This window comes from Agrobacterium sp. SORGH_AS_0440 (assembly GCF_031453135.1).
Classification (GTDB): domain Bacteria; phylum Pseudomonadota; class Alphaproteobacteria; order Rhizobiales; family Rhizobiaceae; genus Agrobacterium; species Agrobacterium pusense.
In genome coordinates this window covers 1,101,519-1,127,477 of record NZ_JAVIYR010000002.1, presented here as the reverse complement: position 1 = coordinate 1,127,477, position 25,959 = coordinate 1,101,519, and the positions used below count along the sequence as shown (strand labels likewise).

25 protein-coding genes and 1 pseudogene are annotated in these 25,959 nt (G+C 59.4%); 7 read left to right on the top strand and 19 right to left on the bottom strand.

Translation table 11 applies throughout. The features are described 5' to 3' along the window. Positions 1-91: 91 nt before the first annotated feature. Positions 92-655, bottom strand: a complete 564-nt coding sequence (locus tag QE453_RS14815) for a DUF177 domain-containing protein (RefSeq protein ID WP_006697939.1) — start codon at positions 653-655, stop codon at positions 92-94. Between the two features lie 7 nt (positions 656-662). Beyond that, complete coding sequence (locus QE453_RS14810; protein ID WP_107327110.1) at positions 663-1,202, bottom strand: ubiquinol-cytochrome C chaperone family protein; 540 nt, start codon at positions 1,200-1,202, stop codon at positions 663-665. Between the two features lie 271 nt (positions 1,203-1,473). Here QE453_RS14810 and QE453_RS14805 point away from each other — a divergent pair, with 271 nt between their 5' ends. Beyond that, a complete protein-coding gene (locus QE453_RS14805) occupies positions 1,474-2,004 on the top strand; it encodes an outer membrane protein assembly factor BamE (protein WP_004441184.1) in 531 nt (176 codons plus the stop codon). Positions 2,005-2,079: 75 nt separating this feature from the next. Here the strand turns inward: QE453_RS14805 and QE453_RS14800 are convergent. From QE453_RS14800 to QE453_RS14745, 12 genes and pseudogenes are all read right to left on the bottom strand, one after another. Further along, positions 2,080-4,219: pseudogene (locus QE453_RS14800) on the bottom strand (sodium-translocating pyrophosphatase). Positions 4,220-4,427: 208 nt separating this feature from the next. Next, the gene (locus tag QE453_RS14795) at positions 4,428-5,657 is read right to left on the bottom strand and encodes an MFS transporter (RefSeq protein ID WP_022555986.1); all 1,230 of its coding nucleotides are present in this window, start codon (positions 5,655-5,657) and stop codon (positions 4,428-4,430) included. 22 nt (positions 5,658-5,679) lie between these two features. Then, positions 5,680-6,177, bottom strand: a complete 498-nt coding sequence (gene nusB, locus QE453_RS14790) for a transcription antitermination factor NusB (protein ID WP_004441180.1) — start codon at positions 6,175-6,177, stop codon at positions 5,680-5,682. A gap of 4 nt (positions 6,178-6,181) precedes the next feature. Beyond that, the gene (gene ribH / locus QE453_RS14785) at positions 6,182-6,628 is read right to left on the bottom strand and encodes a 6,7-dimethyl-8-ribityllumazine synthase (protein ID WP_004441178.1); all 447 of its coding nucleotides are present in this window, start codon (positions 6,626-6,628) and stop codon (positions 6,182-6,184) included. A gap of 176 nt (positions 6,629-6,804) precedes the next feature. Then, positions 6,805-7,437 (bottom strand): LysE family translocator, encoded by a 633-nt coding sequence (locus QE453_RS14780; RefSeq protein WP_112765715.1) that lies wholly within the window; start codon positions 7,435-7,437, stop codon positions 6,805-6,807. A gap of 296 nt (positions 7,438-7,733) precedes the next feature. Next, the gene (locus QE453_RS14775) at positions 7,734-8,345 is read right to left on the bottom strand and encodes a riboflavin synthase (RefSeq protein WP_022555984.1); all 612 of its coding nucleotides are present in this window, start codon (positions 8,343-8,345) and stop codon (positions 7,734-7,736) included. Then, positions 8,345-9,589: a bifunctional diaminohydroxyphosphoribosylaminopyrimidine deaminase/5-amino-6-(5-phosphoribosylamino)uracil reductase RibD gene (gene ribD, locus QE453_RS14770; RefSeq protein ID WP_113488285.1), complete on the bottom strand. Its 1,245-nt coding sequence runs from the start codon at positions 9,587-9,589 to the stop codon at positions 8,345-8,347. The genes QE453_RS14775 and ribD overlap by 1 nt, the downstream gene beginning before the upstream one ends. 2 nt (positions 9,590-9,591) lie before the next feature. Further along, a complete protein-coding gene (gene nrdR, locus QE453_RS14765; RefSeq protein ID WP_003512508.1) occupies positions 9,592-10,071 on the bottom strand; it encodes a transcriptional regulator NrdR in 480 nt (159 codons plus the stop codon). A 12-nt stretch (positions 10,072-10,083) separates the two neighbouring features. Next, a complete protein-coding gene (gene glyA, locus QE453_RS14760; RefSeq protein WP_207589061.1) occupies positions 10,084-11,373 on the bottom strand; it encodes a serine hydroxymethyltransferase in 1,290 nt (429 codons plus the stop codon). A gap of 352 nt (positions 11,374-11,725) precedes the next feature. Further along, complete coding sequence (locus QE453_RS14755; RefSeq protein ID WP_004441170.1) at positions 11,726-13,057, bottom strand: murein L,D-transpeptidase; 1,332 nt, start codon at positions 13,055-13,057, stop codon at positions 11,726-11,728. A 373-nt stretch (positions 13,058-13,430) separates the two neighbouring features. After that, the gene (gene ldtR, locus QE453_RS14750) at positions 13,431-13,940 is read right to left on the bottom strand and encodes a transcriptional regulator LdtR (protein ID WP_026363448.1); all 510 of its coding nucleotides are present in this window, start codon (positions 13,938-13,940) and stop codon (positions 13,431-13,433) included. A 234-nt stretch (positions 13,941-14,174) separates the two neighbouring features. Next, on the bottom strand, positions 14,175-14,612 hold the full coding sequence (locus QE453_RS14745; RefSeq protein WP_006700200.1) for a DUF6163 family protein: 438 nt from the start codon (positions 14,610-14,612) through the stop codon (positions 14,175-14,177). Positions 14,613-14,786: 174 nt separating this feature from the next. Between QE453_RS14745 and hemB the strand changes: the two genes are divergently transcribed. From hemB to QE453_RS14720, 5 genes are all read left to right on the top strand, one after another. Further along, positions 14,787-15,800: a porphobilinogen synthase gene (gene hemB / locus QE453_RS14740; RefSeq protein WP_006700199.1), complete on the top strand. Its 1,014-nt coding sequence runs from the start codon at positions 14,787-14,789 to the stop codon at positions 15,798-15,800. 95 nt (positions 15,801-15,895) lie between these two features. Beyond that, the gene (locus QE453_RS14735; RefSeq protein WP_309777350.1) at positions 15,896-16,354 is read left to right on the top strand and encodes an RDD family protein; all 459 of its coding nucleotides are present in this window, start codon (positions 15,896-15,898) and stop codon (positions 16,352-16,354) included. Between the two features lie 176 nt (positions 16,355-16,530). Beyond that, the gene (locus QE453_RS14730; RefSeq protein WP_004441164.1) at positions 16,531-17,289 is read left to right on the top strand and encodes an arginyltransferase; all 759 of its coding nucleotides are present in this window, start codon (positions 16,531-16,533) and stop codon (positions 17,287-17,289) included. A 99-nt stretch (positions 17,290-17,388) separates the two neighbouring features. Next, positions 17,389-17,610 carry an AbrB/MazE/SpoVT family DNA-binding domain-containing protein gene (locus tag QE453_RS14725; RefSeq protein ID WP_309777349.1) on the top strand — a complete coding sequence of 74 codons (222 nt, stop codon included), beginning with the start codon at positions 17,389-17,391 and terminating at the stop codon, positions 17,608-17,610. Further along, on the top strand, positions 17,607-17,996 hold the full coding sequence (locus QE453_RS14720) for a type II toxin-antitoxin system death-on-curing family toxin (RefSeq protein WP_004441159.1): 390 nt from the start codon (positions 17,607-17,609) through the stop codon (positions 17,994-17,996). Before QE453_RS14725 ends, QE453_RS14720 begins: the two co-directional genes overlap by 4 nt. A gap of 66 nt (positions 17,997-18,062) precedes the next feature. Here QE453_RS14720 and parC read toward each other — a convergent pair whose 3' ends face one another. Then, the gene (gene parC / locus QE453_RS14715; RefSeq protein ID WP_309777348.1) at positions 18,063-20,315 is read right to left on the bottom strand and encodes a DNA topoisomerase IV subunit A; all 2,253 of its coding nucleotides are present in this window, start codon (positions 20,313-20,315) and stop codon (positions 18,063-18,065) included. A 229-nt stretch (positions 20,316-20,544) separates the two neighbouring features. Here parC and QE453_RS14710 point away from each other — a divergent pair, with 229 nt between their 5' ends. Beyond that, the gene (locus QE453_RS14710; RefSeq protein ID WP_309777347.1) at positions 20,545-21,735 is read left to right on the top strand and encodes a hypothetical protein; all 1,191 of its coding nucleotides are present in this window, start codon (positions 20,545-20,547) and stop codon (positions 21,733-21,735) included. A gap of 150 nt (positions 21,736-21,885) precedes the next feature. Here QE453_RS14710 and QE453_RS14705 read toward each other — a convergent pair whose 3' ends face one another. From QE453_RS14705 to aspS, 4 genes are all read right to left on the bottom strand, one after another. Then, entirely contained in the window at positions 21,886-22,473 is a 588-nt protein-coding gene (locus QE453_RS14705) for an inner membrane CreD family protein (RefSeq protein ID WP_309777346.1), read from the bottom strand. After that, positions 22,421-23,338 carry an inner membrane CreD family protein gene (locus tag QE453_RS14700; protein WP_309777345.1) on the bottom strand — a complete coding sequence of 306 codons (918 nt, stop codon included), beginning with the start codon at positions 23,336-23,338 and terminating at the stop codon, positions 22,421-22,423. Before QE453_RS14700 ends, QE453_RS14705 begins: the two co-directional genes overlap by 53 nt. Before the next feature lie 230 nt (positions 23,339-23,568). Then, complete coding sequence (locus QE453_RS14695) at positions 23,569-24,045, bottom strand: aromatic acid exporter family protein (protein ID WP_022555974.1); 477 nt, start codon at positions 24,043-24,045, stop codon at positions 23,569-23,571. A 2-nt stretch (positions 24,046-24,047) separates the two neighbouring features. Beyond that, complete coding sequence (gene aspS / locus QE453_RS14690) at positions 24,048-25,835, bottom strand: aspartate--tRNA ligase (protein ID WP_004441151.1); 1,788 nt, start codon at positions 25,833-25,835, stop codon at positions 24,048-24,050. Positions 25,836-25,959: the final 124 nt, after the last annotated feature.

Sequence of the window (25,959 nt, the reverse complement as noted above, 5' to 3'; positions counted from 1 at the left end):
TCCTTACTTGCCGCCAATCAAGCGGATTTTGCGCGAAAATACCTTTTCCGGCCTTCGTTACAATAAAATTATTTCAGCCCGGCTGGGCCATTCAGTCTTTTTTCCAATCTTTCAGCACGGCAAAGGGCGATGGCCGCTTCTCTTCTTCAGGTTCTTTTTCGGCCGTTTCGGGGAACGCCGCATCCGGTTTGCGCGGATAGGGATCGATGGCAAGGGCGGCAAATTCGGCAACGACAGCGCCGACATCGATGCTGTCGCCGGTGAACTGATCGGGAATGTCGGGACCATCGGGATCGAGCACGATTTCGCCTTCTTCGTTCGTGACCATCCGCGCCAGTTTCGAACCTTCCGGCACGAAAATCTGCTCGACAGTCTCATCGATCTTGCTCGACACCGGCTCCAGCGTCACGACGCAGGACTGGGTCACGGCCGCATGCACCTCGCCTTTTACCTTCACGCCATCCTTCTTCCAGCGGGATACCTGCAGCTCTGCCTTCAGATATTCGACGGAAACCACGTCCCAGAATTTCGCCAGCGCCTTGAGTTCCTCGGCATCGGCTTCGAGACCAATCCTGACGGGATTGGCGGAAATATGGCCTACCTTCACGGGATAGGAGAAAGGCAGGTCGTCATTTGCGGCGTGTCGCGCGTTCATGTGAACCTCATCGTCCAGGCAAGGGCAGCGTCAGGCTTCCGGTTGCGATTGTTTCTTCGGAACAGGCGGCAAGGACGGAAGAAGCCTCCATCATCCAGCCCGCCAGCCCATCCAGCGCCGGCGCGTTCTCGTCTGCCTGCGGATATATATTGCGCCGGAGTGCCGCGGCAAGGGCCGCAAGGTCGGACGTATCCAGCGCCGCCGCGTAGGATTCGAGACGGCCATAAAACATGCCGGCGAATTTCTTCATGCGTTTTGGCACGCCCTGATCGCCAATGCCAAGCTCACGGATGGAGTGATCAAGGTCCTGAAAGAAGGCGTCGACAATCTCCTGGGCAATCTCCTGCCCGCTGACACCGGAGGATTTGGTGCGGCGGAAATAGAGAATCATCATGACCGACAGCATCTCGAAACGGCCCATTACAGTGTCGGGGACCCCGAGATCGAGATAAAATTCGGGTGTGCGGGCTGCTGCCGTCAAGGTCGCATATTGCCTGTCAACTATGGCGCGATTGTTGTTTTTCTTCTTGAACAGCCCGAATATCATCGTTTTTTTTCCGAACGGGACGGGTGAATGCGCTTACCGCCCATCGCACTTGTTGCATGATCGTCAAAGCTGGTTTACCGAAGCATCCACGAATTGCAATGCTGTCGCGGTCACGTTCGTCTTTGCGCTGAAACAGTCGAAGAGAACCGGAGGAGTTCCAAAAGGCCGGGAAAGCATTGAATTTGGGGGGTGATCGGGATTTTCCGTCCCCGGATTGACACAATCATGTGCACAGACACTGTGCACCACGCAATGCCGGAAGGTGCCATTCATGATCGCAGTCGGGGAAAAGCAGTTGAGCAAGCAGAAATCCGCAAGTCACGGCAAAATTCTGAGCAAGACCGCCATCGCAATCGTGCTCGCATCCAGCCTGCTTTCCGCCTGCACCAGCACGACAGATGTATTCCATAACGGCTATGTCATGGACGAGCAGTCGCTCCAGCTGATCCCGGAAGGCTCGAGCCGTGAGCAGGTTCTCCTGACCATGGGCACGCCCTCCACGACCGCGACCTTCGGCAATGAAGTGTTCTATTACATCTCGCAGAAGCGTGTGCGCCGTGCGGCCTTCATGAAGCCGTCGCTGGTCGAACAGAACATTCTCGCCATTTATTTCAACAAGGACGGCGTCATCGAGCGCAAGGCCAACTACACGCTGCAGGACGGCAAGGTCTTCGACACGATTTCGCGCACCACGCCGACAGGCGGCAAGGACCTCACCTTCCTGCAGCAGCTGCTTTCCGGCGGCACCTCGGGCGCCAATATCGCCAAGAGCATTCTCGGCCAGGGCGGCAATACGCCCTGACCTCAGCAGGAACGGAAAATTCAAAGGCCCGGGGATCGCTCCCCGGGCCTTTTCAATTTGTCGAAACGGTAGCCTTCAGTGGGCGAGAACCGCCAGCAGCAGCAGCGCCACGATATTGGTAATCTTGATGGCCGGGTTGACCGCCGGACCCGCGGTATCCTTATAGGGATCGCCAACGGTATCACCCGTCACCGATGCCTTGTGCGCCTCCGAACCCTTGACGTGGCGCACGCCATCCTTGTCGACGAAACCGTCTTCGAAGCTCTTCTTGGCGTTATCCCACGCACCACCACCAGACGTCATGGAAATCGCCACGAAGAGGCCGTTGATGATGACACCGAGCAGTGATGCGCCAAGTGCGGCAAAGGCCGAGGCCTTGGAACCGGAAATCAGCAGCACACCGAAATAGACCACGAGAGGCGCCAGAACCGGCAGAAGCGACGGGATGACCATTTCCCTGATCGCCGCCCTGGTGAGCAGGTCCACGGCCTTGCCGTAGTCAGGCTTTTCCGTGCCGGCCATGATGCCGGGTTTTTCGCGGAACTGGCGACGGACTTCCTCAACGATGGCGCCTGCCGCCTTGCCCACCGCCGTCATGGCAATGCCGCCAAAGAGATAAGGAATGAGGCCGCCGAACAGCAGGCCGGCAACCACGTAAGGGTTGGCGAGGCTGAAGGAAATCTCGCCTATATCCTTGAAGTAGGGATAGGTGTCGCCGTTGGCTGCGAAATAGGAAAGGTCGTTGGCATAGGCGGCAAACAGAACCAGCGCGCCGAGACCGGCTGAGCCGATGGCATAACCCTTGGTCACGGCTTTCGTGGTATTGCCGACGGCATCCAGCGCGTCTGTCGCCTTGCGAACGTCTGGATCAAGACCAGCCATTTCAGCAATGCCGCCGGCATTGTCCGTGACCGGGCCGAAAGCGTCGAGCGCGACGATCATGCCGGCGAGACCAAGCATGGCGGTAACGGCAATACCGGTGCCGAACAGGCCACCGAGCTGGTAGGTGCCGATGATGCCGCCGACGATGACGATGGCCGGCAACGCGGTCGATTCGAGCGAAACGGCAAGCCCCTGGATGACGTTGGTGCCGTGGCCCGTCACCGAGGCCTGGGCGATGGAATTGACCGGGCGCTTGTTGGTGCCGGTATAATATTCGGTAATGACGACGATCAGCGCCGTCACGACGAGACCGACAAGGCCGCACAGGAAGAGATTGGTGCCGGTGATTTCCGTGCCGGCCACCGTGCCCACCGTCCCCCAGCCGATCGTCGCATAAGTGGCGACGGCAAGACCCGCGACGGAGAAGATGCCGGTGGCGATCAGGCCCTTGTAGAGCGCGCCCATGATGGAATTGTTGGTGCCGAGCTTCACGAAGAAGGTGCCGGCAATCGAGGTCAGGATGCAGGCGCCGCAGATCGCCAGCGGATAGACCATTGCGCTTTCGAGTATCGGCGTTCCCGCAAAGAAGATCGCGGCGAGAACCATGGTGGCCACCACCGAAACGGCATAAGTCTCGAAAAGATCGGCCGCCATGCCGGCGCAGTCACCGACGTTGTCGCCGACATTGTCGGCGATGGTTGCGGGGTTGCGCGGGTCATCCTCAGGAATGCCCGCCTCGACCTTGCCGACGAGATCGCCGCCGACATCGGCGCCCTTTGTGAAGATGCCGCCGCCGAGACGCGCGAAGATGGAGATCAGCGAAGCGCCGAATCCGAGCGACACCAGCGCATCGATCACTTCCCGCGAGCCGGGCGCATGGCCCATCACCGAGGTGAGGATGAAATAATAGATGGATACGCCGAGCAGCGCGAGGCCCGCCACCAGCATGCCGGTAATGGCGCCTGATTTGAACGCGATGTCGAGTCCGGCGGACAGGCTGTGCGACGCGGCCTGCGCCGTACGCAGATTGGCCCTGACGGACACATGCATGCCGACGAAACCGGCAACACCCTGAAAGGACAGCGCCGATGATGAAACCGATCGCGGCCATGGATGACAGGAGATACCAGGCCAGAACGGCGACGATCAGGCCGACGATGGCGATGGTGAGATATTGGCGGGTGAGATAAGCTTGCGCACCTTCACGGATATAACCTGCTATTTCACGCATGCGGTCGTTGCCCTGATCGGCATCGAGGACGCTCTTGGTTGCCCATACCGCGTAAACCACGGACAGGACACCGCATAAAATGACTATGGGTATTACGGTCATGCGCACTTACCTCCCAAAAGGCCGGGCCTCACTCCCACCCCGGCGTGGCGAAACCATGTGCAGCGGGACGCGGACGGCCTGTCCGAAGTCCCCTATTGGGCATTTGTTCCCCTCCCAAGGAAAAATGTCCTCGACGGGAGATTGCGTTGGCGCGACGTCTCGCGTCAAGCCCACAAATTTGCCTGAAACTTGAAAGGCGTAGCGCCGGCTATGCGACTGAGGCCGCTTTTCTGCGTGCGGTGAAGATGAGCGACAGCACCAGCAGGAGGCAAAGCCCTGAAACGGGCCAGATGACGAGGTTCATGACCGACCAGCCCCATGCCGTGAAGACCTTGCCGGAGGAGAAGGATGACAGGGCAACCGTGCCGAACAGCACGATATCGTGAAATCCCTGCACCTTGTCCGCTTCATGCGGGCGGTAACTTGACGTGATGATGGCGGTCGCGCCTATGAAACCGAAATTCCAGCCAAGCCCGAGCAGAATCAGCGCCGTCCAGAAATTCCACAATTCGATGCCCATGTGGGCGACGATGGCACAGGCCATCAGCACGATGAGGCCGGAAGCGACAATCTTTTCCGCGCCGAACCGGGAAATCAGCATCCCGGTGAAGAAACTCGGGCCGAACATGGCAAGGACGTGCCACTGGATGCCGAGCGTGGCGAGTTCGGTCGGGAAACCGCAGCCGACCACCATGGCGAGCGGTGCGCCGGTCATCATGAAGGTCATCAGCGCATAAGAGCCGATGCCGCAGATCATGCCGGTGACGAAACGCTGCGTGCGGACGATTTCAGAAAGCGGCCTTGCCGATTCGACATGGGTGGCGGCCTTGGGATCGGGCAACTTCAAAAACGCCAAAATGGCGATCGAAACGAGCCCCAATGGCACGAGCGCCATGAAAGCGCCGGCAAAGGTGACCGGCGCCAGCAGGTCCTTGCCGAAGATGGCGAGCTGCGGTCCGACAATGGCGGAGATGATACCGCCCGCAAGTATCCAGGAGATAGCCTTGGGTTTGTAGAAGGACGGCGATGCGTCGGCTGCGGCAAATCGGATCTTCTGCGTAAAGCCGCCGGAAATGCCGATCAGCAGCAGGCCGACGGCAAAAAGCCAGAAATCCGACCGGAAGAGCGCGACCGCAGCAACTCCGCCGCCGATCGAGCACATCAGTGCGCCGACCATGAAGCCAGCCTTGCGGCCGAGGAAACGGGATGCGGCCGCCACGCAGATCGCGCCAAGCGCCACACCGATATTAAACCCGGTAAGCGGTGCGGTCGCCAGCGACTTGTCGGCGCCAAGCAGTTGGTACCCTGCGAGCGCTCCGACGGAAAAGCTCATGGGTGCGGCCGATCCCATGATCGCCTGCGCCATGGTGAGGAGGAAGACGTTGCGCTTCGCCTCGTCCAGTTGACCTTCAAGTCCGGGGACGGAAACGGCGCTCATCTCTTCCTCATCTGCTCTTAGTTCAGCGTTTTGCCTCGCCGCGCACCTGCTTGGCAATGCGGTCAAGCACCGCATTCACCAGCTTCGGCTCGTCATGCTCGAAGAAAGCGCGGGCGATTTCAACATATTCCGTGACAATGACGGCGACCGGCACGTCCTTGCGCTCGAGAATCTCGAAAGTTCCTGCACGCAGGATAGCGCGGACGGTGGCATCGAGTCGCGACAGCGGCCAGTCTTCGAGAAGGGCGGAGCGCACCAGCGGGTCGATCTTCGTCTGGTCGCGGACGACGCCCGAGACGATCGAACGGAACCACGACGGGTCGGCCTTGAGATAGGTATCGCCATCGACTTCCTGGCCGAGACGATGCGCTTCGTATTCAGCGACGACTTCCATAACGCCGGTTCCGCCGACATCCATCTGGTAAAGCGCCTGCACGGCCGCAAGGCGGGCTGCGCCGCGCTGATTGGCGGGCTTTACCGAAGGCTGGCGCGGTTCACCGCCATTTTCCACATTAGACATGCGTTCAGCCACCCAGTTTTTTCTTCAACTCGATCATCGTGAGCGCCGCACGGGCAGCGAAACCACCCTTGTCCTTGTCGGAGCGGCGCACGCGCGCCCAGGCCTGCTCGTCGTTCTCGACGGTGAGGATGCCGTTGCCGATCGGCAGCGATTCGCTGACGGCCAGATCCATCAGGGCGCGGGAAGATTCGTTGGCGACGATATCGAAGTGATAGGTCTCACCACGAATGACCATGCCGAGTGCGACAAAACCGTCATATTCGGTGCCGTCATTGTCGGCGCCATCCAGCGCCATGGCGATGGCGGCCGGGATTTCGAGCGCGCCGGGAACGGTGATGACGTCATAGGTGGCGCCGGCTTCATCAAGCGCGAACTTCGCGCCTTCGAGAAGAGCGTCGGCCATATCATCGTAAAAACGTGCTTCCACGATAAGAAGATGGGGTTTGGACATGTGAGGGTTCCTGGGGATTTTCCCGAAAAGCTTGACGCCGGATCATACCGGCATTTGCGGCGGTCAAACCACGGCTGGCCGTTTTTGGCAAGTAATTTCATGTGTCGGCGGCGCAAGCGGCCGCGTTTGCAGGGCATTTGGCCGGGTTTTGCGCTCCCGGCGCGGCTCCCCGTGAATCAGGTTTTCTGGAAAGCGAGATGGACGCCGAGCCCCATCAGCACCGTTCCGGCAGCGCGGCGGGCAAACACCTGCACCGCGCTGGAACGCTTCAAGCGCCCGATCATCGCGCCCGCAAGAAGCACGCCGACGAGATCGGCGGAGGAGAAAATGAAATTGACGGCGATGCCAAGGATCAGGAACTGCAGCCAGACGGGAAAGGCGGCGGCCGGATCGACGAATTGCGGCAGGAAAGCCAGAAAGAACAGCGCTGTCTTCGGGTTGAGTACATCAACGATGATGCTGTCGATGAAGGCGCGGCGTGCCGATTTCGGCTCGATGGTCAGATTGACCGCCTCGCCTTCCATCTTGCTGCGCAGCATCGAAAAACCGAGCCAGACCAGATAAAGCGCGCCGCAGAGCTTTACCGCTAGATAAAGCCATGGCACCGCCTGAAACAGCATCGAGAGACCGGCCGCAGAGGCGAAGATGTGGACATAGCAGCCGACATGGATGCCGAGCACTGCCATCAACCCGGCAAACCGGCCCCGCGCCATGGTCTGCGCCGCCGCATACAGCATGGCGGGGCCGGGGATATAGGCAAACAGGGCTGTGGTGACGAAAAAGGCACTCAACAGTTCAAACGACGGCATGATGTATTCCCCTACCCCGTTTGGCTCGCGGTCGATTTCAAACGGCCAAAAAGTCCTATAGCGTTTCCAGCTTCATCGGAAGCGGGTGCTTGAGAACAATTGCTATAGGCCGCGATTTCAGGTGTTGACCACTCCCCTTTCCGTCATTCCGGCCTTGAGCCGGAATCCAGTCGACGCGCGTCTGCGCGGCGGGAAAAGTTCTTTCAGCCCAAAGACTTGAGCTGACTGGATTCCGGCTCGAGGCCGGAATGACGGAGGAGGCGTCGGTGCGTCCTCCTCTCCAAAGCATCGTCACATTACGCCGAGGGGAATTCCGCAAGCCGCGCGGCGTAACGGGCCATGGTGTCGACCTCGAAATTGACGAAATCGCCCGGCTGGCGCTCACCCCAGGTGGTGACGGAAAGCGTGTGCCGGATCAGGAGAACGTCGAAATCGGTGCCATCAACGGCGTTCACGGTGAGCGATGTGCCGTCGAGCGCCACGGAGCCCTTGGGGGCAACGAATTTCGCCAGATGTTCCGGCGCGCGCAGGCGGATACGCACCGCCTCGCCTTCCGGCTCGACCGACAGGATTTCCGCCTTGCCGTCCACATGGCCGGAGACGATATGACCGCCAAGCTCATCGCCGATCTTGAGCGCCCGCTCCAGGTTGACGTGCGTGCCCTTCTGCCAGCTGGCGATCGTCGTCAGGCGCAAGGCCTCTTCCCATGCTTCGACCTCGTACCAGCGCTCATTGCTGCCATCATCAGGCAGTCTCGTCACCGTCAGGCAGACGCCGCCATGGGAGATGGACGCGCCCATATCGATGGTCTTGGGATCGTAATTGGTCGCCACGCGCAGGCGGACACCCTCGGCCAAGGCCTCCAGTTCGGAAACGGTTCCGACATCGGTGACAATTCCGGTAAACATCAAATCGGCCTTTCATAATTGAAGCAGCGATCCGGCCCGTAGGCGGTTTCACTGATCAGAGCATAGTCGCCCTTGATGTCGGCACGGCTGAGCGGCGTTTCAATGCCGCCCTTGCCGATCATGACGGGGCTTTCAAACAGCATGATACGATCCACCAATCCAGCTTCAAGGAATGATTTTGCGGCAAAGGCGCCGCCTTCGACCAGAAGTTCCGACATGCCGCTTTCGGCAAGGATGTGGAGGAGGTTTTCGAGCGTAGGGGCTTCGAGGATTTCGACGCCGGCGTTGGTCAGGAGTTGGCGGCGGAGGTCGAGGTTACCCCCCTCTGCCCTGCCGGGCATCTCCCCCTCAAGGGGGGAGATTGGCAAGGGGCTGTCCGCACGGTCAAATTGCGCCCTAGACGCACCCTCTCCAGCCGTCGATGCAGGGCGGAGCAGCGCTCCATCGATCTCCCCCCTTGAGGGGGAGATGCCCGGCAGGGCAGAGGGGGGTAAGGCGGCAACCACCACCGGAACTTCCCGCGCACTCCGCACCAGTTTCGACGTCAATGGCAATTCAAATTGCCGATCCAGCACGATCCGCACAGGCGAGCGGTTTTCCAGACCGGCAATGCGCACGGTCAGCTCAGGATCATCCGCGATAGCGGTCCTGATACCAACGAGAATGCAGTCGCAGCGCGCCCGAAGTTGGTGCACTGCATGGCGTGACTCAGGGCCGGTAATGGCAATCTGCCCCTCACCTTGCCTGCCGATCATTCCGTCAGCAGAAACCGCAAGCTTCAGAATCACATGCGGGCGTTTTTTCACCTGTCTTGTGAGGTAACCGGCGAGCGCCCGTTGGGCTTCGGCACGCAGCAGACCGGTTTCCACCACGATACCAGCATCACGCAATATCTGATAACCACGGCCGGAGACGCGCTCGTCCGGATCGTCCACCGCGACCACGACACGGGCAACGCCATATTCCACCAGCGCGTTGGCGCAGGGCGGGGTTTTGCCCCAGTGTGAACAGGGTTCGAGCGTGACATAGGCCGTTGCGCCGCGTGCCGCCTCGCCGGCCAGTTCCAGCGCCTGGCGTTCGGCATGGGGGCGTCCGCCGATGGCGGTCACGGCTTCGGCGATGATTTGTCCGTCCTTGACGAGAACACAGCCGACCGAGGGGTTGGTCAGCGTCTGGCCCTGGTGGCGAAGCGAAACCTCGATGGCCCGCGCCATGAACCTTTCGTCATCGGCACGGCTCATCACGTCTATGCTCCAGCGTCGGTATCGCGCGCGATCTTGGCGTTGATTTCGGCAATCACGTTCTCGAAATCCTCGGCATGGCTGAAATCGCGATAGACCGAAGCATAACGAACGAAGGCGACGTCATCGAGGCTTTTCAGTGCTTCCAAAACCTGAAGACCGATTTCTTCCGAGGGAATTTCCGTCTCGCCGGAGCTTTCGAGGCGACGGGCTATACCTGATACGGCCCGTTCGATCCGGTCACGATCGACCGGTCGCTTGCGCAGCGCGATCTCGAAGGACCGCACCAGCTTTTCGCGGTCGAAAGGAAGCTTGCGGCCGCTTTTCTTGATGACCATCAGTTCGCGCAGTTGCACGCGCTCATAGGTCGTAAAGCGGCCGCCGCAATCCGGGCAGATGCGCCGCCGGCGGATGGAGGTGTTGTCCTCCGCCGGACGCGAGTCCTTGACCTGTGTGTCTTCGGAACCGCAGAATGGGCAGCGCATCGTCTTCTTTCCTTACATGTACGGATACATCGGGAAACGGTCCGTCAGGCCGACGACCTTTTCACGCACCGCAGCCTCGACGGAGGCATTGCCTTCATCCGAATTGGCGACCTTCAAACCATCGAGAACCTCAACGATCAGCTTGCCGATTTCGCGGAATTCCGCTTCCTTGAAACCGCGCGTCGTGCCGGCCGGCGTGCCGAGACGGACACCAGAGGTAACGAAGGGCTTTTCCGGGTCGAAGGGAATGCCGTTCTTGTTGCAGGTGATGTAGGCGCGACCAAGGGCTGCCTCCGCACGCTTGCCGGTGGCGTTCTTCTTGCGAAGGTCGACCAGCATCAGGTGGTTGTCGGTGCCGCCGGAAACGACATCTAGACCGCCTTCGATCAGGGTTTCGGCCAGCGCCTTGGCGTTCTTCACGACCTGTGCGGCATAATCCTTGAACTCGGGCTTCAGCGCTTCACCGAAGGCAACAGCCTTGGCGGCGATGACGTGCATCAGCGGGCCGCCCTGCAGGCCGGGGAAGACGGCGGAGTTGAACTTTTTCGCCAGATCCTCGTCGTTGGTGAGGATCATGCCGCCGCGCGGGCCGCGCAGGGACTTGTGCGTGGTCGTGGTCGCGACGTGGCAGTGCGGGAATGGCGACGGGTGCTGGTCACCAGCCACGAGACCGGCGATGTGAGCCATGTCGACCATGAGGTAAGCGCCGACTTCGTCAGCGATTTCGCGGAAGCGCTTCCAGTCCCACACGCGCGAATAGGCGGTGCCGCCGGCGAGAATGAGCTTCGGCTTATGTTCCTTGGCCTTGCGCTCCACTTCGTCCATGTCGAGCAGGTTATCGCCTTCGCGCACACCGTAGGACACGACGTTGAACCACTTGCCGGACATGTTGACCGGGGAACCATGCGTCAGGTGACCTCCCGAGTTCAGATCGAGACCCATGAAGGTGTCGCCCGGCTGCAGCAGCGCGAGGAACACGGCCTGGTTCATCTGCGAGCCGGAATTCGGCTGAACGTTGGCGAAGTTGACGCCGAACAGCTTCTTGGCGCGTTCGATGGCGAGTTCTTCAGCAATGTCGACGAACTGGCAGCCGCCGTAATAACGCTTGCCCGGATAACCTTCCGCATATTTGTTCGTCATGATCGAACCCTGTGCTTCGAGCACGGCACGGGAAACGATGTTTTCCGAGGCAATCAGTTCGATCTCGTGGCGCTGGCGGCCCAGTTCCTTCTCGATCGCGCCGAAAATTTCCGGGTCGACATCGGCAAGCGGACTGGAGAAGAAAGCATCTGTGTTCGACATGGTGAAGGCTCCTGAAACAGTAATGCGATGGCGTCTTAGCGCCCTGCCCGAACAAGAGCAATACGGAGAGCGAGATTTGCCCATCAAACTGCGACGTCGCGACGAAAAGTGGCAGTTGTTTTCAGGAAAAGCAGAGCGCGACGGAAACTTAAAGGCGGCGCTGCGATGATGCGCGGCCAAGCCGCGCACCTGCGTCATCCTCGGGATGGCCCCGAGGATCTGCAATGCTCTATTTTACGATAGGTGATTGGGTCCTCGGGACAAGCCCGAGGATGACGGCGGAGGGACTGGCCGGTTTCCGGCGATCACCTCTCCCCTCGCTCACAATTCAAAGCTTATTGCAAAAGCCCGATCAGTTGCGCGGCAGCAGATCGTCGTCCACGGCACCGGCCGGCTGTTCCATGCCCGCCGTCGTGTTCAGCGCCAGTTCGGCATTGCCGTCCTTGCCGTAGATATCGTCGCGGAACTGAACCACGCCGTCCTTCGCCGACCATGCGGTGATGTAGACGAAGTAGACGGGCACTTCCTGTGCGAGCTTGATCGGCGTGTTGACGCGCGAGGCAATGACGCGTTCCATTTCCTGGCGCGACCAGCCGGGCGTATCGCGCAGCAGCCACGACGTCAGGTCGCGCACGTTCTGCACGCGGACGCAACCGGAGGACTCGAAGCGCATCAGCTTGTTGAACAGGCCCTGCTGCGGCGTGTCGTGCATGTATTCGTTGTTCGGATTGTGGAAGTTGATCTTCGTCGAGGACATGGCGTTGATCTTGCCGGGGTCCTGGCGGAACATCAGGTTCGGCGCTTTCGGCGCGAACCAGTCGACCGTGGTCGGCGAGACTTCCTGTCCCTTGCCGTCGATAAGGCGGATGTTGTTCCGCTCCAGATAGGTCGGATCCTTCTGCATCAGCGGCACGATGTCCTTCTCGACGATCGAGCGCGGTGCGGTCCAATAGGGGTTGAGGATGACTTCGTAAATCTTCGAATTGATAACGTGCGTCGGACGGCTGGCGCGGCCGACAACGGCAGTGTTGCGCAGCACGACGCGTTCGTTTTCAACGGCTTCAATGGCGGCGGCCGGAATGTTCACCATCAGGTGACGCTGACCGAGATCGCCGGACATGGACTGGATGCGCACGAGGTTGGTCTGCAGCTGCGCGAGACGAATCTGCGCGGACACATTGAGAGCCTTGGTGGTGTATTCGCCGCTGACGCCGTCAGCCGGAAGGCCATGACGGGCCTGGAAACGCTTCAGCGCGCCATCGACATAGGAGTCGAAGGCGCTGGAAATGCCGGCTTCACGCGGCAGGTCGCCCGATACCATCAGTCGCTGGCGCAGTGCCTGAACGGAGGGATCGGAGACGCCGATCTGCAGACGCTGCTGCGACGCCGGAACTTCCGGCCAGCCGCCGTTCTGCACGATCTGCTGATATTGCATGATCGCCTGCTGCATATAGACGGGGGCTTCGCGGCCGAGGACCGGATTGTTGGAAACGACGCCCACAGCCGAACGCGACGTATTGGCGTCGAACTGGTCATCCCAGTTGCCGCGGCGCGAGGAACCCATGAGATCGTTAAGCGCGTCCTGCGCCAAGGCCGGCGCAGCGAGCGCGGCGACACCAGCGGAAACGGCCGAGCGCAGAAGCGTGCGGCGCGATACGGAATTGGAAACGGATGTCTTTGTCATTCTACCTACCAGCCACTCTATTCGGCATTCTCTATAATGCCTAAATCAATATGATTAACAAACACGTACAACGTGCCTGCCGGCCTGGAATACTCGACACCCATCGCCTGGGCGCTATTGTCTGGCAGAACGGTCGGGACTTGCCGCGACAGCAGGAGAAACAGCCGGCTCCTCAAGCTTTGCGGGTCCCATATCAATATGGCCAATTCGTGTCACGGGCCATTTCTCACGAAGCTGTGTATGCCCCACAAAACAGGGCTCCTACGAGCTTTGCAGGTTGGGCTTGACATGAAAAACGGCAGAGATGTAGCCGCCGAATCCGCAGGCCGGGAGCAAGAATGCCCCCGGCCTAAACAGTGAAACCGTCGCGGTATTACAGGCGGTAAGCGATCGAGTCGTTCCAGAAGCGATCGAGGCGCTGCAGCAGCTTGTTCATTTCGGAGAACTCGCCGGTGCCGATGCCGCCGACCTTTTCGATCGAGCCGACGTGGCGTTCATAAAGGCGGGCAACCGTTTCGGCGATTTCCTGGCCCTTTTCGGTCAGGCTGATGCGAACCGAGCGGCGATCGACGCGAGAGCGCTGGTGGTTGATGAGACCAAGGTCGACCAGCTTCTTGACGTTGTAGGAAACGTTCGAGCCGAGATAATAACCACGCGAACGAAGCTCGCCGGCGGTCAGTTCGGAATTGCCGATGTTGAACAGCAGCAAGGCCTGAACGGCGTTGACGTCATCGCGACCCTGACGGTCGAACTCATCCTTGATGACATCGAGGAGACGGCGGTGGAGACGTTCCACCAGATGCAGCGACTCCATGTAGAGCGAGCGGATGGTATCTTCATGTGCATCGGCAACAACGGCCTGGGGCTTAACTTTGCTATTGATCATGACTGCCTCACTGTTTTGTTTGGCGGTGTGTTTGTTTGTCTCCCGCCTTGAGTGAGAACCTAATCAATGCGCATAAAATTCTACTTAAAAGCTACGATTAACAAATGGTTACCTGCATTTTGCCTGGAGGCCCCAACTTGTGGCGAAGCGGGAATGCCTGACAGGCGATCGTTATAAATCAATGGGTTAGATATGAAATTCGGTCGCAGATCAGGCCGAATTGCTTTATTCTTATGGTAAATCAATTCTTGCGCGTTCTTCATTCTGGCGCTGATCCAGCCAGAAAGCGACCAGGAATAGTATATAAATGGTTGCCACCAGACCGTGCATGACGGGCACCAGCGTGTTAGCGCCGAAGATGTGGGGCCACACCTTGTACATCGCGATCTGCGTGCCCGCGCCCATCACCCACATGACAGCGCCCCAGGAGGCGCCGAGCCAAAGGCCTAGGGCCGCGACCGGGAAAATGACGGCAAGCGCGCTGCCGGCCACACGCCAGGGCAGGTTCAGCATATCGAACCTGCCGTGACCGCCCAGAGAATAGCCCGTCAGCATTGCCCAATATTGCAGCCCGAACCAGAAACACGAAACCGCGACCAGCCTCATGAAGACCAGAAACAGGATTTCAGTGAGCGGGCGCTTCGGCAGAGGTTGAGAATCAGGTTCCATGGCCGGAAGATACGGTCTCGACGAACGGGCGACCAGCCCATATTGAATTCCGCCGCCTGCCTTGTCAAAGCATCATCGTCATTGCCGGACGGCAATGAGGGAAGATTGTCGCATTCGCATGCGCCGCGCTTCATGGTATGCAGCCTTCCAAATTTGATCGAAGGACATTCTGACATGCAGGACAAAACCCACCTGGTCGACGAGATCACCGGCCATCGCCGCATGCGTCGCAATCGTAAGGCGGATTGGACGCGCCGTCTGGTACAGGAAAGCCGCCTCACTGTGGACGACCTGATCTGGCCGGTCTTCATCGTGCCGGGCAGCAATATTCTGGAGCCCATTCCGGCGATGCCTGGCGTCAACCGCATGAGCGTCGACAGACTGGTCGAAGCGGCGAAGGAAGCCGCCGATCTCGGCATTCCGGCAATCGCCACCTTCCCGAATGTCGAGATGGAATTGCGGGACGAGACCGGCTCGAACGCGCTTGAGGCCAATAACCTCATCAATCAGGCGACTGCCGCCGTCAAGAAAGCCGTTCCCAATATTGGCATGATCACCGACGTGGCGCTCGACCCATTCACCAGCCACGGGCATGACGGCATTCTGCGCGGCAACGAGATCGTCAACGATGAGACCGTGGAACAGGTCGTCAAGGCGGCGATCCTGCAAGCGGAAGCCGGATCGGACATTATTTCTCCTTCTGAGATGATGGACGGCCGTATCGGCGCCATCCGCCGCGGCCTTGATGCGGCCGGGCACCAGAATGTCGGGATCATGGCCTATGCGACAAAGTTCTCATCCGGCTATTACGGCCCCTATCGCGAGGCGATTTCCACAGCCGGCCTGCTGAAGGGCGACAAGGCAAGCTATTACATTAGCCCTGCCAACGGCATGGAGGCCATCCGCGACGCGGCGCTCGATGTGGAAGAAGGCGCGGACATGCTGATGGTCAAGCCCGGCCTGCCCTATCTCGACATCTGCTGGCGGCTGAAGGAGAATTTCGGCCTGCCGACCTTCGCCTATCAGGTCTCCGGCGAATATACGCAGATCAAGGCTGCGGCGATGAACGGCTGGATCGACGGCGAGCGGGTGATGATGGAAACGCTTCTCTGTTTCAAGCGTGCAGGTTGCGACGGCATTCTGACTTATTTCGCCATCGAAGCCGCACGCAAACTCAACAGGGGCTAAGGCCAGCGCTTATTGTATTCGGTGGTTCCTTACCCATATTGTTGCTGACACGGCACTCATGCCGAGCTGTCAGTTCTTTCAGGAGAAAACGACCGATGAGCCTCGACCAGAACCCCACCTATGCCGCACCGGATGACTGGCGCGCCTATAGCGGCGTCCTGAGCCGGCGGGTCTTCGCGTTCCTGATCGATTACGCAATCGTTCTCCTCCTGTGCATCCCGGCCGCCGTGATTGTCTTCTTTCTTGGCGTGATCACGCTGGGTCTCGGCCTCTTCCTCTACCCGGCGCTGTTCGTCATTGTGGCGGTACTCTATTTCGGCATGACGCTCGGAGGCCCGTCGCAGGCCACCCCCGGTATGCGGGCGATGGGTATTGCGATGGCGCGCATGGACGGGCGGCGAATCGATTTCCTGCTGTCCACCGTTCACATCGTGCTTTTCTGGATCATCAACTCGGTTTTGACGCCGCTGATCCTGCTTGCCGGCCTGTTTACGGAGCGCTCGCGCCTCGTTCACGACTTCCTGCTCGGCACCGTCATCGTCAGAACACGCTAATATTACGGAAAGCCACGGAAACGTGGCTTTCACCCCGCCAAATACCTCATCCCGCAGTTGACGTTTTCCGTCATTTTGCCATTCTGTGACATTATGCATGTCGCTTGAAGCGCCGCCGTCAGCCCCGTGAAATCGCGGCGCGCTTTATAACAGACGCAGGAGGCGATCACGGTTCGATGAACACGCAGGCGACGCCCTCTCCACAATTCTATCTTACGGCGCCGGCCACCTGCCCCTATCTGCCGAACCAGATGGAGCGGAAGGTCTTCACCCATCTGGTTGGCCCGCGCGCCTCGGAAATGAACGACCTTCTGACCCAGGGCGGTTTCAGGCGCTCGCAGAACATCGCTTATCGTCCGGCCTGCGAAAACTGCCGCGCCTGTGTTTCCGTGCGGATCCTGACCGAGCAGTTTCAACCCACGAAATCGATGCGACGCGTTCTTGCCGCCAACAAGGATGTCGTCGCCACGGTGCATGCGGCCGAGCCTTCCACCGAACAGTTTGCCCTGTTTCGCCGCTACCTCGACCACCGCCACCAGTCTGGCGGCATGTCCGACATGTCGGCGCTGGATTATGCGATCATGGTGGAAGACACACATGTGAACACCCGCATCATCGAATACCGCGTCCGCGAGCCCGGCTCCGGCATCGATTCCAGCAAACGCGGCGAGCTTCTCGCCGTGGCGCTCAGCGACGTGATGAGCGACGGCCTGTCGATGGTCTATTCCTTCTTCAACCCGGAACTCGAGAAGCGCTCGCTTGGCACCTACATGATCATCGATCATATCACCCGCACCCGTGCGCTCGGCCTGCCACATGTCTATCTCGGCTATTGGGTCGATGGCTCTGAAAAGATGGGCTATAAGACCCGCTACCACCCGCAGGAGCATCTGACGCCGCGCGGGTGGGAGGTTTATACGCCGGAAGATAAGTAACCCGCGTTTGGAAGTGTCATACCGAGAACCTCCGGAAATCGTACATTGTGTACGAATTTCAGCCATGTTATAACCACTGTTATAACAGGAGTTACTACCATGAACATTACGATCCGCAAAATCGGCAATTCCGAAGGCATCCTCATTCCGAAGGAAGTTCTGGATCGCATGGGTCTCAAGGCCGGCGACGCGCTGGAACTCAGAGAAACTGCCGGCAATATCGAACTCATTCCCGAGCATGCGGAAATGAAAGAACAGCTTGAAGCCGCCCGGCGTGGTATGAAAAAATACCATAAAGCTCTGAGAGAACTCGCTAAGTGAGCAATATAAAGTGGCTCTCCCGTGTCGCCATCGAAGTTATACATCAAGAGCAATTAGCCGAACATGGTGGCTTGCCGGGCCTTAAGGATGAAAACGCACTCGAGGCAGCTTTGGCGCGTCCATTGCACAAAGCTGCCTATGGAGAAGAGGAACCGCTGAAACTCGCCGCCGCTTATCTTTACGGTATAGCGCGCAACCATCCCTTTTCCGACGGTAACAAACGGACCGCTTTTCTTGCCGCCTACACCTTCCTTTTTATCAACCGACTTGAAGTCGTTGCCGAACAAGCGGAGATCGTGGCTTTTGTTCTTGATGTCGCGGCAGGTGAGATCGATGAGGACGGCGCATATCTGTTCCTCAAGGACCACGTCATCCCACTCGAATAGACAGAAACGCCGCACATCTTTCCGATGCGCGGCGCTTCATCGATAACCTGTCAATACCAGGCGGCTTTACCCACCAAATTTCCCGCTGCGCGGAAAGCCCTTCGGCACGGTGCGGCCGGCGGTGGCGCGGTCGGCAAGCCATTCGCGCAGTTCTTCACCCACCTTGTTGAAGAGACGCCCGGCCGTGTCGGACCAGCTAAGGCCGTCGGCCAGCGCGAAACATTTCACATCCACGACGCCGCCATCCTTGTAACGCTGCAGGCGCACGCCCTTGCCGCGCGACATTTCCGGGATCTGCGCCAGCGGGAACGCCAGGAGCTTGCGGTTTTCGCCGACGACAGCGACGTGGTCGCCGGTAACGGGAACCGCAAGCTTGGCCTCATCGGGCATGGATACGTTCATGATCTGCTTGCCCTTGCGGGTATTCGCGACCATTTCGCTTTCCGCCACGACGAAGCCGTTCCCGGCCGTCGAAACGAGCAGCAGCTTGCGCGACGGATCATGCACGAAGGCGGTGAGGACATCCTGATCGTTTTCCATATCGACCATGATGCGGATCGGCTCGCCATGGCCGCGTCCGCCCGGCAGCTTGTCGGCGCCAAGCGTATAGGCCTTGCCGCCCGTCGTCAGCAGCAGCAGCTTGTCGGTCGTCTGCGCCGGGAAGGCAAGCTTTGGACCGTCGCCTTCCTTGAAGGTCAGGGTCGAGGTGTCGGACATGTGACCCTTCAGCGCCCGGATCCAGCCCTTCTGCGAGATAACGATGGTGACCGGTTCCTTCTCGATCATCGCCTGCTGAATGGCCTCGATATCGGCATCCGGAGCGTCGGCAAACTGCGTGCGACGGCGGCCGAGTTCGGTCGCCTTGGCATATTTCTTTTTGACCTCGCCGATTTCCCAGGCGATTGTCTGCCACTGTTTGTCATCAGAGGCGATCAGCGCTTCGATCTCGGCCTTCTCATTCGTCAGTTCGTCGAATTCCTTGCGGATTTCGAATTCCTCGAGCTTGCGCAGGTTGCGCAGCCGCATGTTGAGGATGGATTCGGCCTGCAGGTCCGTCAGCGACCATTTCGCCATCATCACCTGTTTCGGCTCATCCTCCTCGCGGATGATGCGGATCACCTCATCAAGATTAAGATAAGCGACGAGCAGGCCGCCCAGAATTTCCAGTCTGCGATCAATTGCCGCCAGACGATGGCGCGAGCGGCGGACCAGCACGTCTTTGCGGTGCGCCAGCCACTCCGTCAGCACCTCGTTCAGCGCCATCACCTTCGGCACCTTGCCGAGCGACAGCACGTTCATGTTGAGCGGCAGGCGGCTCTCAAGATCGGAGAGACGGAAGAGCGATTCCATCAACAGCGTCGCATCGACGGTGCGGCTCTTCGGCACCAGAACGATACGCACATCCTCGGCGGATTCGTCTCTGACATCCTCCAGAAGCGGCAACTTGCGCGCGATCAGCAGCTCGGCGATCTTTTCGATCAGCCGCGATTTCTGCACCTGGAACGGAATTTCGGTAATGACGATCTGATAACCGCCACGGCCCAAATCTTCCGTTTCCCACTTGGCGCGCACGCGGAAACCGCCACGTCCCGTCTTGTAGGCATCAAGAATATTCTCGCGGCTTTCAACAATCACGCCGCCGGTCGGCAGGTCGGGACCGGGAATGAATTCCACCAGCTTTTCAACGGTCGCATCGGGATGCTTGATGAGGTAAAGCGCCGCGTCACACAGTTCATGCGCATTGTGCGGCGGGATCGACGTCGCCATGCCCACAGCGATGCCGGAAGCACCGTTCGCCAGCAGATTGGGGAAAGCGCCGGGCAATACCACGGGCTCGGAATTGGATTCGTCATAGGTGTCGCGGAAATCGACCGCGTCTTCCCCGATACCTTCCAGCAGAAGCTCGGCCACCGCCGTCATCTTGCTTTCGGTGTAACGCATGGCGGCGGGGCTATCACCGTCAATGTTACCGAAGTTGCCCTGCCCGTCGACCAGCGGATAACGCAGCGAGAAATCCTGCGCCAGACGCGCCAGCGCATCATAGATCGCCTGGTCGCCGTGGGGGTGATAGTTACCCATCACCTCACCGACAATCTTGGCACATTTGCGGAAGGCGGAATTGGGTCTCAGGCCCATTTCGCTCATCGCATAGACAATGCGGCGATGGACCGGCTTCAGGCCGTCGCGAACATCCGGCAGCGCACGATGCATGATCGTGGACAAGGCGTAAGCGAGGTAGCGCTCTTCGAGCGCCGCCTTCAAATCGACCGGATGAATATTATCGTCTCCGCCGGACGGAGGTACAAGATTTTTTCCCATGGTGCTTGACTAGCGGAAATGGCGATTCCCGGCAAGAAACACAGGGGTCGCGGCTGTGGATGAAACCAGCCCTTCCATGCGGTTTTTTGTTAACCGCGCTGCAAATGCCGCAATGCCGCCGTCATGGGAATCGATCTAAATACCCTAGACCTTTGATTATCAGCGAATATAAGTATCACCATTAGCATTAAGGCTCGGTTTGCAGCCGTACGTTGAGGGAAGAAACATCATGAGACTGAAATCCACCCGGCAGGTTCTTTTTGCGAGCGCCGCGCTTCTTGCCCTTTCCGCGCCGGCTTTCGCGCTGGATGGTGGGGATGTGCTGAAGAAGATCAATGCGGCCTATGCCGCGCAGGGCGGTCAAATTGATGCAGGCTCCGTCGCCGTCAACGGCTCGACGGTGACGCTGAACGACGTGACCCTCAGTGCCGCTGCCGACCCGGCCAAGAAAATCCCGGTTGGCAATATCACGCTTGATGGCGTCGAGGAAAACAACGGCGGCTACAAGATCAAGAACGCCCGCTTCGACAATATCGACTACAAGCAGGACAAGGTCGAGATCAAGGCCAGCGACATCTACATGTCCGGCCTCGTCATCCCCGCTGATGCCACCACCGGCACGGTCGATGCGCTGATGCTCTACGACGAAGCCCATAGCGGCCCGATTTCCGTGTCCGTCGACGGCAAGCAGGCTTTCTCGCTCGAGGAAACCAGTGCGACGATGTCGGTGAGCGACGACAAGAATTCGATCGGCTTTGACCTTGACGCCTCCGGCTTCAAGGCCGACCTCAGCGACGTCACCGACCCCGCCACCAAGGATGCAATCGAAAAACTGAAGCTGCAGGCGCTTTCCGGCGACATGACCATGAGCGGCAGCTGGGAAGTGGCTTCCGGGACTGTCGATGTCGAGGAATACGCGATCGACCTCGATGATGTCGGCCGCCTGAACATGTCGTTCGGTTTCTCCGGCTACACGCTCGCCTTCATCAAGTCGATGCAGGAAACGGTGAAGGCGCAGGCCGCCAACCCGAACAAGGAACAGGCAGACCAGGCCGCGAGCCTTGCCATGCTCGGCCTGATGCAGCAACTCTCCTTCGTCAACGCCGAGATCAGCTTCGAAGACGCCAGCATCACCAAGCGCGCGATCGATTATGCAGCGAGCCAGCAGGGTATGACGGGCGACCAGCTTGCACAGACCATCAAGGGCATGGCGCCGATCATGATGGCCTCGCTCAACGTTCCCGAATTGCAGAACATGGTGTCGGCGGCGATCAACACCTATATCGACGATCCGAAGAACTTCTCGATCACGGCAGCGCCGGAAAAGCCGGTCCCTTTCCCCATGATCATGGGCGCTGCCATGGGCGCGCCGAACACCCTGCCGAAAATGCTCGGCGTCACGGTGACGGCAAACGAATAAGACGAAAGAGCCCCGGTCCATTGCACCGGGGCTTTCCTTTTGTGCTCAATTAACATCCGGGAATGTCGTCAGCTCCCGATAACTTATCTCACGATCAACGCCAAAAGTGGGTCGCAGCTTGCGTCCCGCTTTTGGGGGCGGCAGTGGCGCTCAGGCCGTTTCGCCCTGTGCGATTATCCTGCCCTCACCTGCAGTGCCCGCTCCCGACCAGTCAACGCGGCGCGTCGCAAACATTGTGGCGGCTATGGCGATGAACGAGATTACCGCGCCGGCCAACAGCGCATATTCATCTTCATTCAGCACCAGATACATGACGCTGTAGGCGAGTGAGAGCACGCCGAACAGGGCAATGCCGTTCCTTCGGCTACGGGTTGCGCTGCCGAGATAAAAGGAGATCAGGACCGCTGTTGAAAGTGCGGCGGCGACATAAGCAATGGTGAATCCCGTGTGCTCCGAAAGCGCCAGGAGAAGTACATAAAAAACGATCAGCGCCAGCCCTGTCAGCACATATTGTAGCCAGTGCACGATGGTGCCGCCCTTGAGTTCGACGATAAAGACGGCAAGGAAAACGAGAGAGATGAACCCGATCGAATATTTCAGTGTCCGCGCGATGATCTGGTAAAATTTCACTGGCTCTACGAGATTGATTGTCATCAGACTGTTGGAGAGCGGCAATCGCGGGCCTTCAACAACCCGATCCAAGCCCCGTGCGAGATACGGAATTGGTCCAACTGGCACTGAACTCCGTGGCGGTGATCGTTTTTTCCTCCGGCAAAAACAGGCCTTCGAAACCCGGATGTGGCCAATTGGCTTTTGCGGCAAAACTCGTCGTCTGACCTGCCGGCGCGACGGCGAAACTGCCCGACCCGTTCAGTGAAAAGGCAATATCGAAGGCAAAGCCGGTTTCAATGAGGCCTCTGTCAATCTGCCTATGCACTCCGGCATCGGACATCATTCGCGCCTGCGGGTCGCCATGCGTTGCCGTTGCGGACATGTCCCGCATGCCGGGATCAAATGGCAGAACGGGCCCGCCGTCTATCCGGACGCCTGCGCTGGACCGGATGCCTGTCATGTCAGCGATATTGAGAACCAGGACGGCGTTATCGAGACGGGGCGCGCCAGCAAAACGGGCGAGATCCGTCAGGATGCCGGAACCAAAGCGACCGGCAAGCGCGAGATCGCCTTTATAAACGGGCAAGCTATAGATCGACAGCTGCTTTTCCTCGGCCTTGAGATCAGCCGTGACCTTTAGTGTTTCCGGCATGACAAGCACCCATTCCGTCACACGATCAACGACGCTTTGGCCATTGACCTCGCGGCGGCGTTCCACATCGAAGGGCACGGCAAGATAAGGTCCATTCACCACCTGATCGCCACCCCATCCATGGGCGATCCGTCCGGATACCTCTTGTGCACGAGAGGCGCGTTCTTCCGTCAATGCCCAGACCAGCAGGAGCGGCACCAGCAAGACCATCGAAATGAAGCCGATCATGACAAATTTCGCGCCCGGCGAGCGCAGCCCGGCCGCGAAATGAGTGCGGTGCGTGGCCGGATGCATATGCCCGGCCGCGATGGCAGGGTCTTTTTCCGTTTGATGAACCATTCTGAAATCCTTACCAATATTATCGCGCGAACCGGATTCAACGTTCGGTCGCCGCCGTCCCAAGTTTAAAATCTGCGTTAGACTTGCATCCTCCTGGTGGACGCAGGGCTATACTGGGATCGGATTTCGGCTGATTATGTGCGGAAGTGGGTTCGACTCGCGGTAAAATTGTGTCTTTGCCGCGTTCGCGAGAAAAAGACGGAAAATTCCTCATCCACCAGTGGTGACGGCTAGAGTTTCAGCCGCTCGCGAAAGAAGACCAGCGCTACGGTGACACCGGTCGCGACACCCACGATCACGTCGATGAAGCGGACAAGGCCGGCAACCTGCGGCCCCATGAGGAGCACGAGCATGGCGGAAGCACCAGCCTGTATCGGTACGACTGGCGGCAGGCCGAACATGGAGGCGAGGATCATGGCGATGAAGGTCGCCGAGGCCAGCCTGATTTCGGCGAAATCATGCGGAACCAGGAGGGCTATTTCCCCGACGAGAATGCCGACGGTGACGCCCACCATCAAGCCGAGGCCCTGACGAACATGGCTTGGAATTCCCGGCGCCAAACAGATGAGCGCGCTGATCGCCGCGAAGACGGGTTGCGGATGGCCTAGCCAGCGATGCGCGACCCAGAACGCAAAAGCGGCCGCAAGTGCGGCCGCCAATGCACGGGTGAAGGCTGCGCGAACACGGTCGAGCAGCGTCTTCAACACGATCAGTCTTTCTTGGATGGAACGACGCGCAGCGCCAGTTCGCGAAGCTGCGTCGGCGTTGCCGGCGACGGCGCGTTCATCAGGAGGTCCTGCGCCTGCTGGTTCATCGGGAACAGCGTGATTTCGCGCAGGTTCTTCGCACCGACCAGCAGCATGACCACACGGTCGATACCGAAAGCGCAACCGCCATGCGGAGGCGCGCCATACTGGAAGGCGCGGTAGAGACCGCCGAAGCGCTCTTCAACGTCGGTCTGCGACAGGCCAACCTTTTCGAAAGCCTTGACCATCAACTCGGGCGACTGGTTACGGATCGAACCGGAGGCGATTTCGAAGCCGTTGCAGACGGCGTCGTACTGGAAGGCCTTGATGGAGAGCGGGTCCTGCCCTTCCAGCGCTTCCAGACCACCCTGCGGCATGGAGAAGGGGTTGTGGGCGAAGTCGATCTTCTTTTCTTCTTCGTTGTATTCGAAGAAGGGGAAGTCGACGATCCAGCACATTTCGAAGCGGTCGCGATCGATCAGGTTCAGTTCATCGGCGGCGCGGGTGCGCGCCTCACCGGCAAACTTGTAGAACTTGGCGGGATCTCCGGCGACGAAGAAGCAGGCATCACCTGCCTCGAGGCCGAGCTGCTGGCGCAGCGCCTCGGTGCGTTCCTCGCCAATGTTCTTGGCGAGCGGACCGGAACCGCCGACCTTGCCGTCCTCTTCCTTCCAGAAGATGTAACCGAGGCCGGGCTGACCCTGAGACTGCGCCCAGGCGTTCATGCGGTCGCAGAATGCGCGCGAACCGCCGGTCTTGGCCGGAATTGCCCAGACCTGAACCTTCGGGTTGGAGGCGATCATGTTCGCGAAGACCTTGAAGCCCGAACCATCGAAATGCTCGGTCACGGCCTGCATGACGATCGGGTTGCGCAAGTCCGGCTTGTCGGAGCCGTATTTGCGGATCGCTTCATCATAGGGAATGCGCGGCCACTCTTTGGTGACTGGCTTGCCTTCGGCAAACTTTTCGAAGACGGCAGTCATCATCGGCTCCATCGTGGTCCAGACATCTTCCTGGGTCACGAAGCTCATTTCGACGTCGAGCTGGTAGAATTCGCCCGGCAGGCGGTCGGCGCGCGGGTCTTCATCGCGGAAGCACGGCGCGATCTGGAAGTAACGGTCGAAACCCGCCACCATCAGAAGCTGCTTGTACTGCTGCGGCGCCTGCGGCAGCGCGAAGAACTTGCCCTCATGAATACGCGACGGCACGAGGAAGTCGCGTGCACCTTCCGGCGAGGAGGCCGTGAGGATCGGCGTCGTATATTCGGCAAAGCCGGCATCGGCCATGCCGGTGCGCATGGCGGAGATGATCTGCGTGCGCTTGACAATGTTCTTGTGCAGCGTTTCGCGGCGCAGGTCGAGGAAGCGGTACTTCAGGCGAACGTCTTCCGGATAGTCAGGCTCACCGAAGACCGGCAGCGGCAGTTCCTTGGCGACGCCGAGAACCTCGATCTCCTGAGCGTAAAGTTCGATCTCGCCGGTCGCCATGCCCTTGTTGACGGTGTCTTCCGAACGCGCCTTGACGAGGCCGTCGATGCGGATGACCCATTCGCCGCGCACGGTTTCCGCAACCTTGAAAGCCGGGCTGTCAGGATCGGCAACCACCTGGGTGATGCCGTAATGGTCGCGAAGGTCGATGAAGAGAACGCCGCCATGATCTCGCACGCGATGAACCCAACCGGAAAGGCGAACGGTTTCGCCGACGTCGGACTTGCGGAGAGCGGCACAGGTGTGGCTGCGGTAACGATGCATTTTTTTATCCTGGAACGTGTCGTGGGCCCGTTGGAGGCCAGATGGGCGGCACTGTCGAAATTTGCCGGAAAAGCGCATGGCCAGCCCGATTTGTCAAGGCAAAGCGCAACAATGTCGCCTTCAG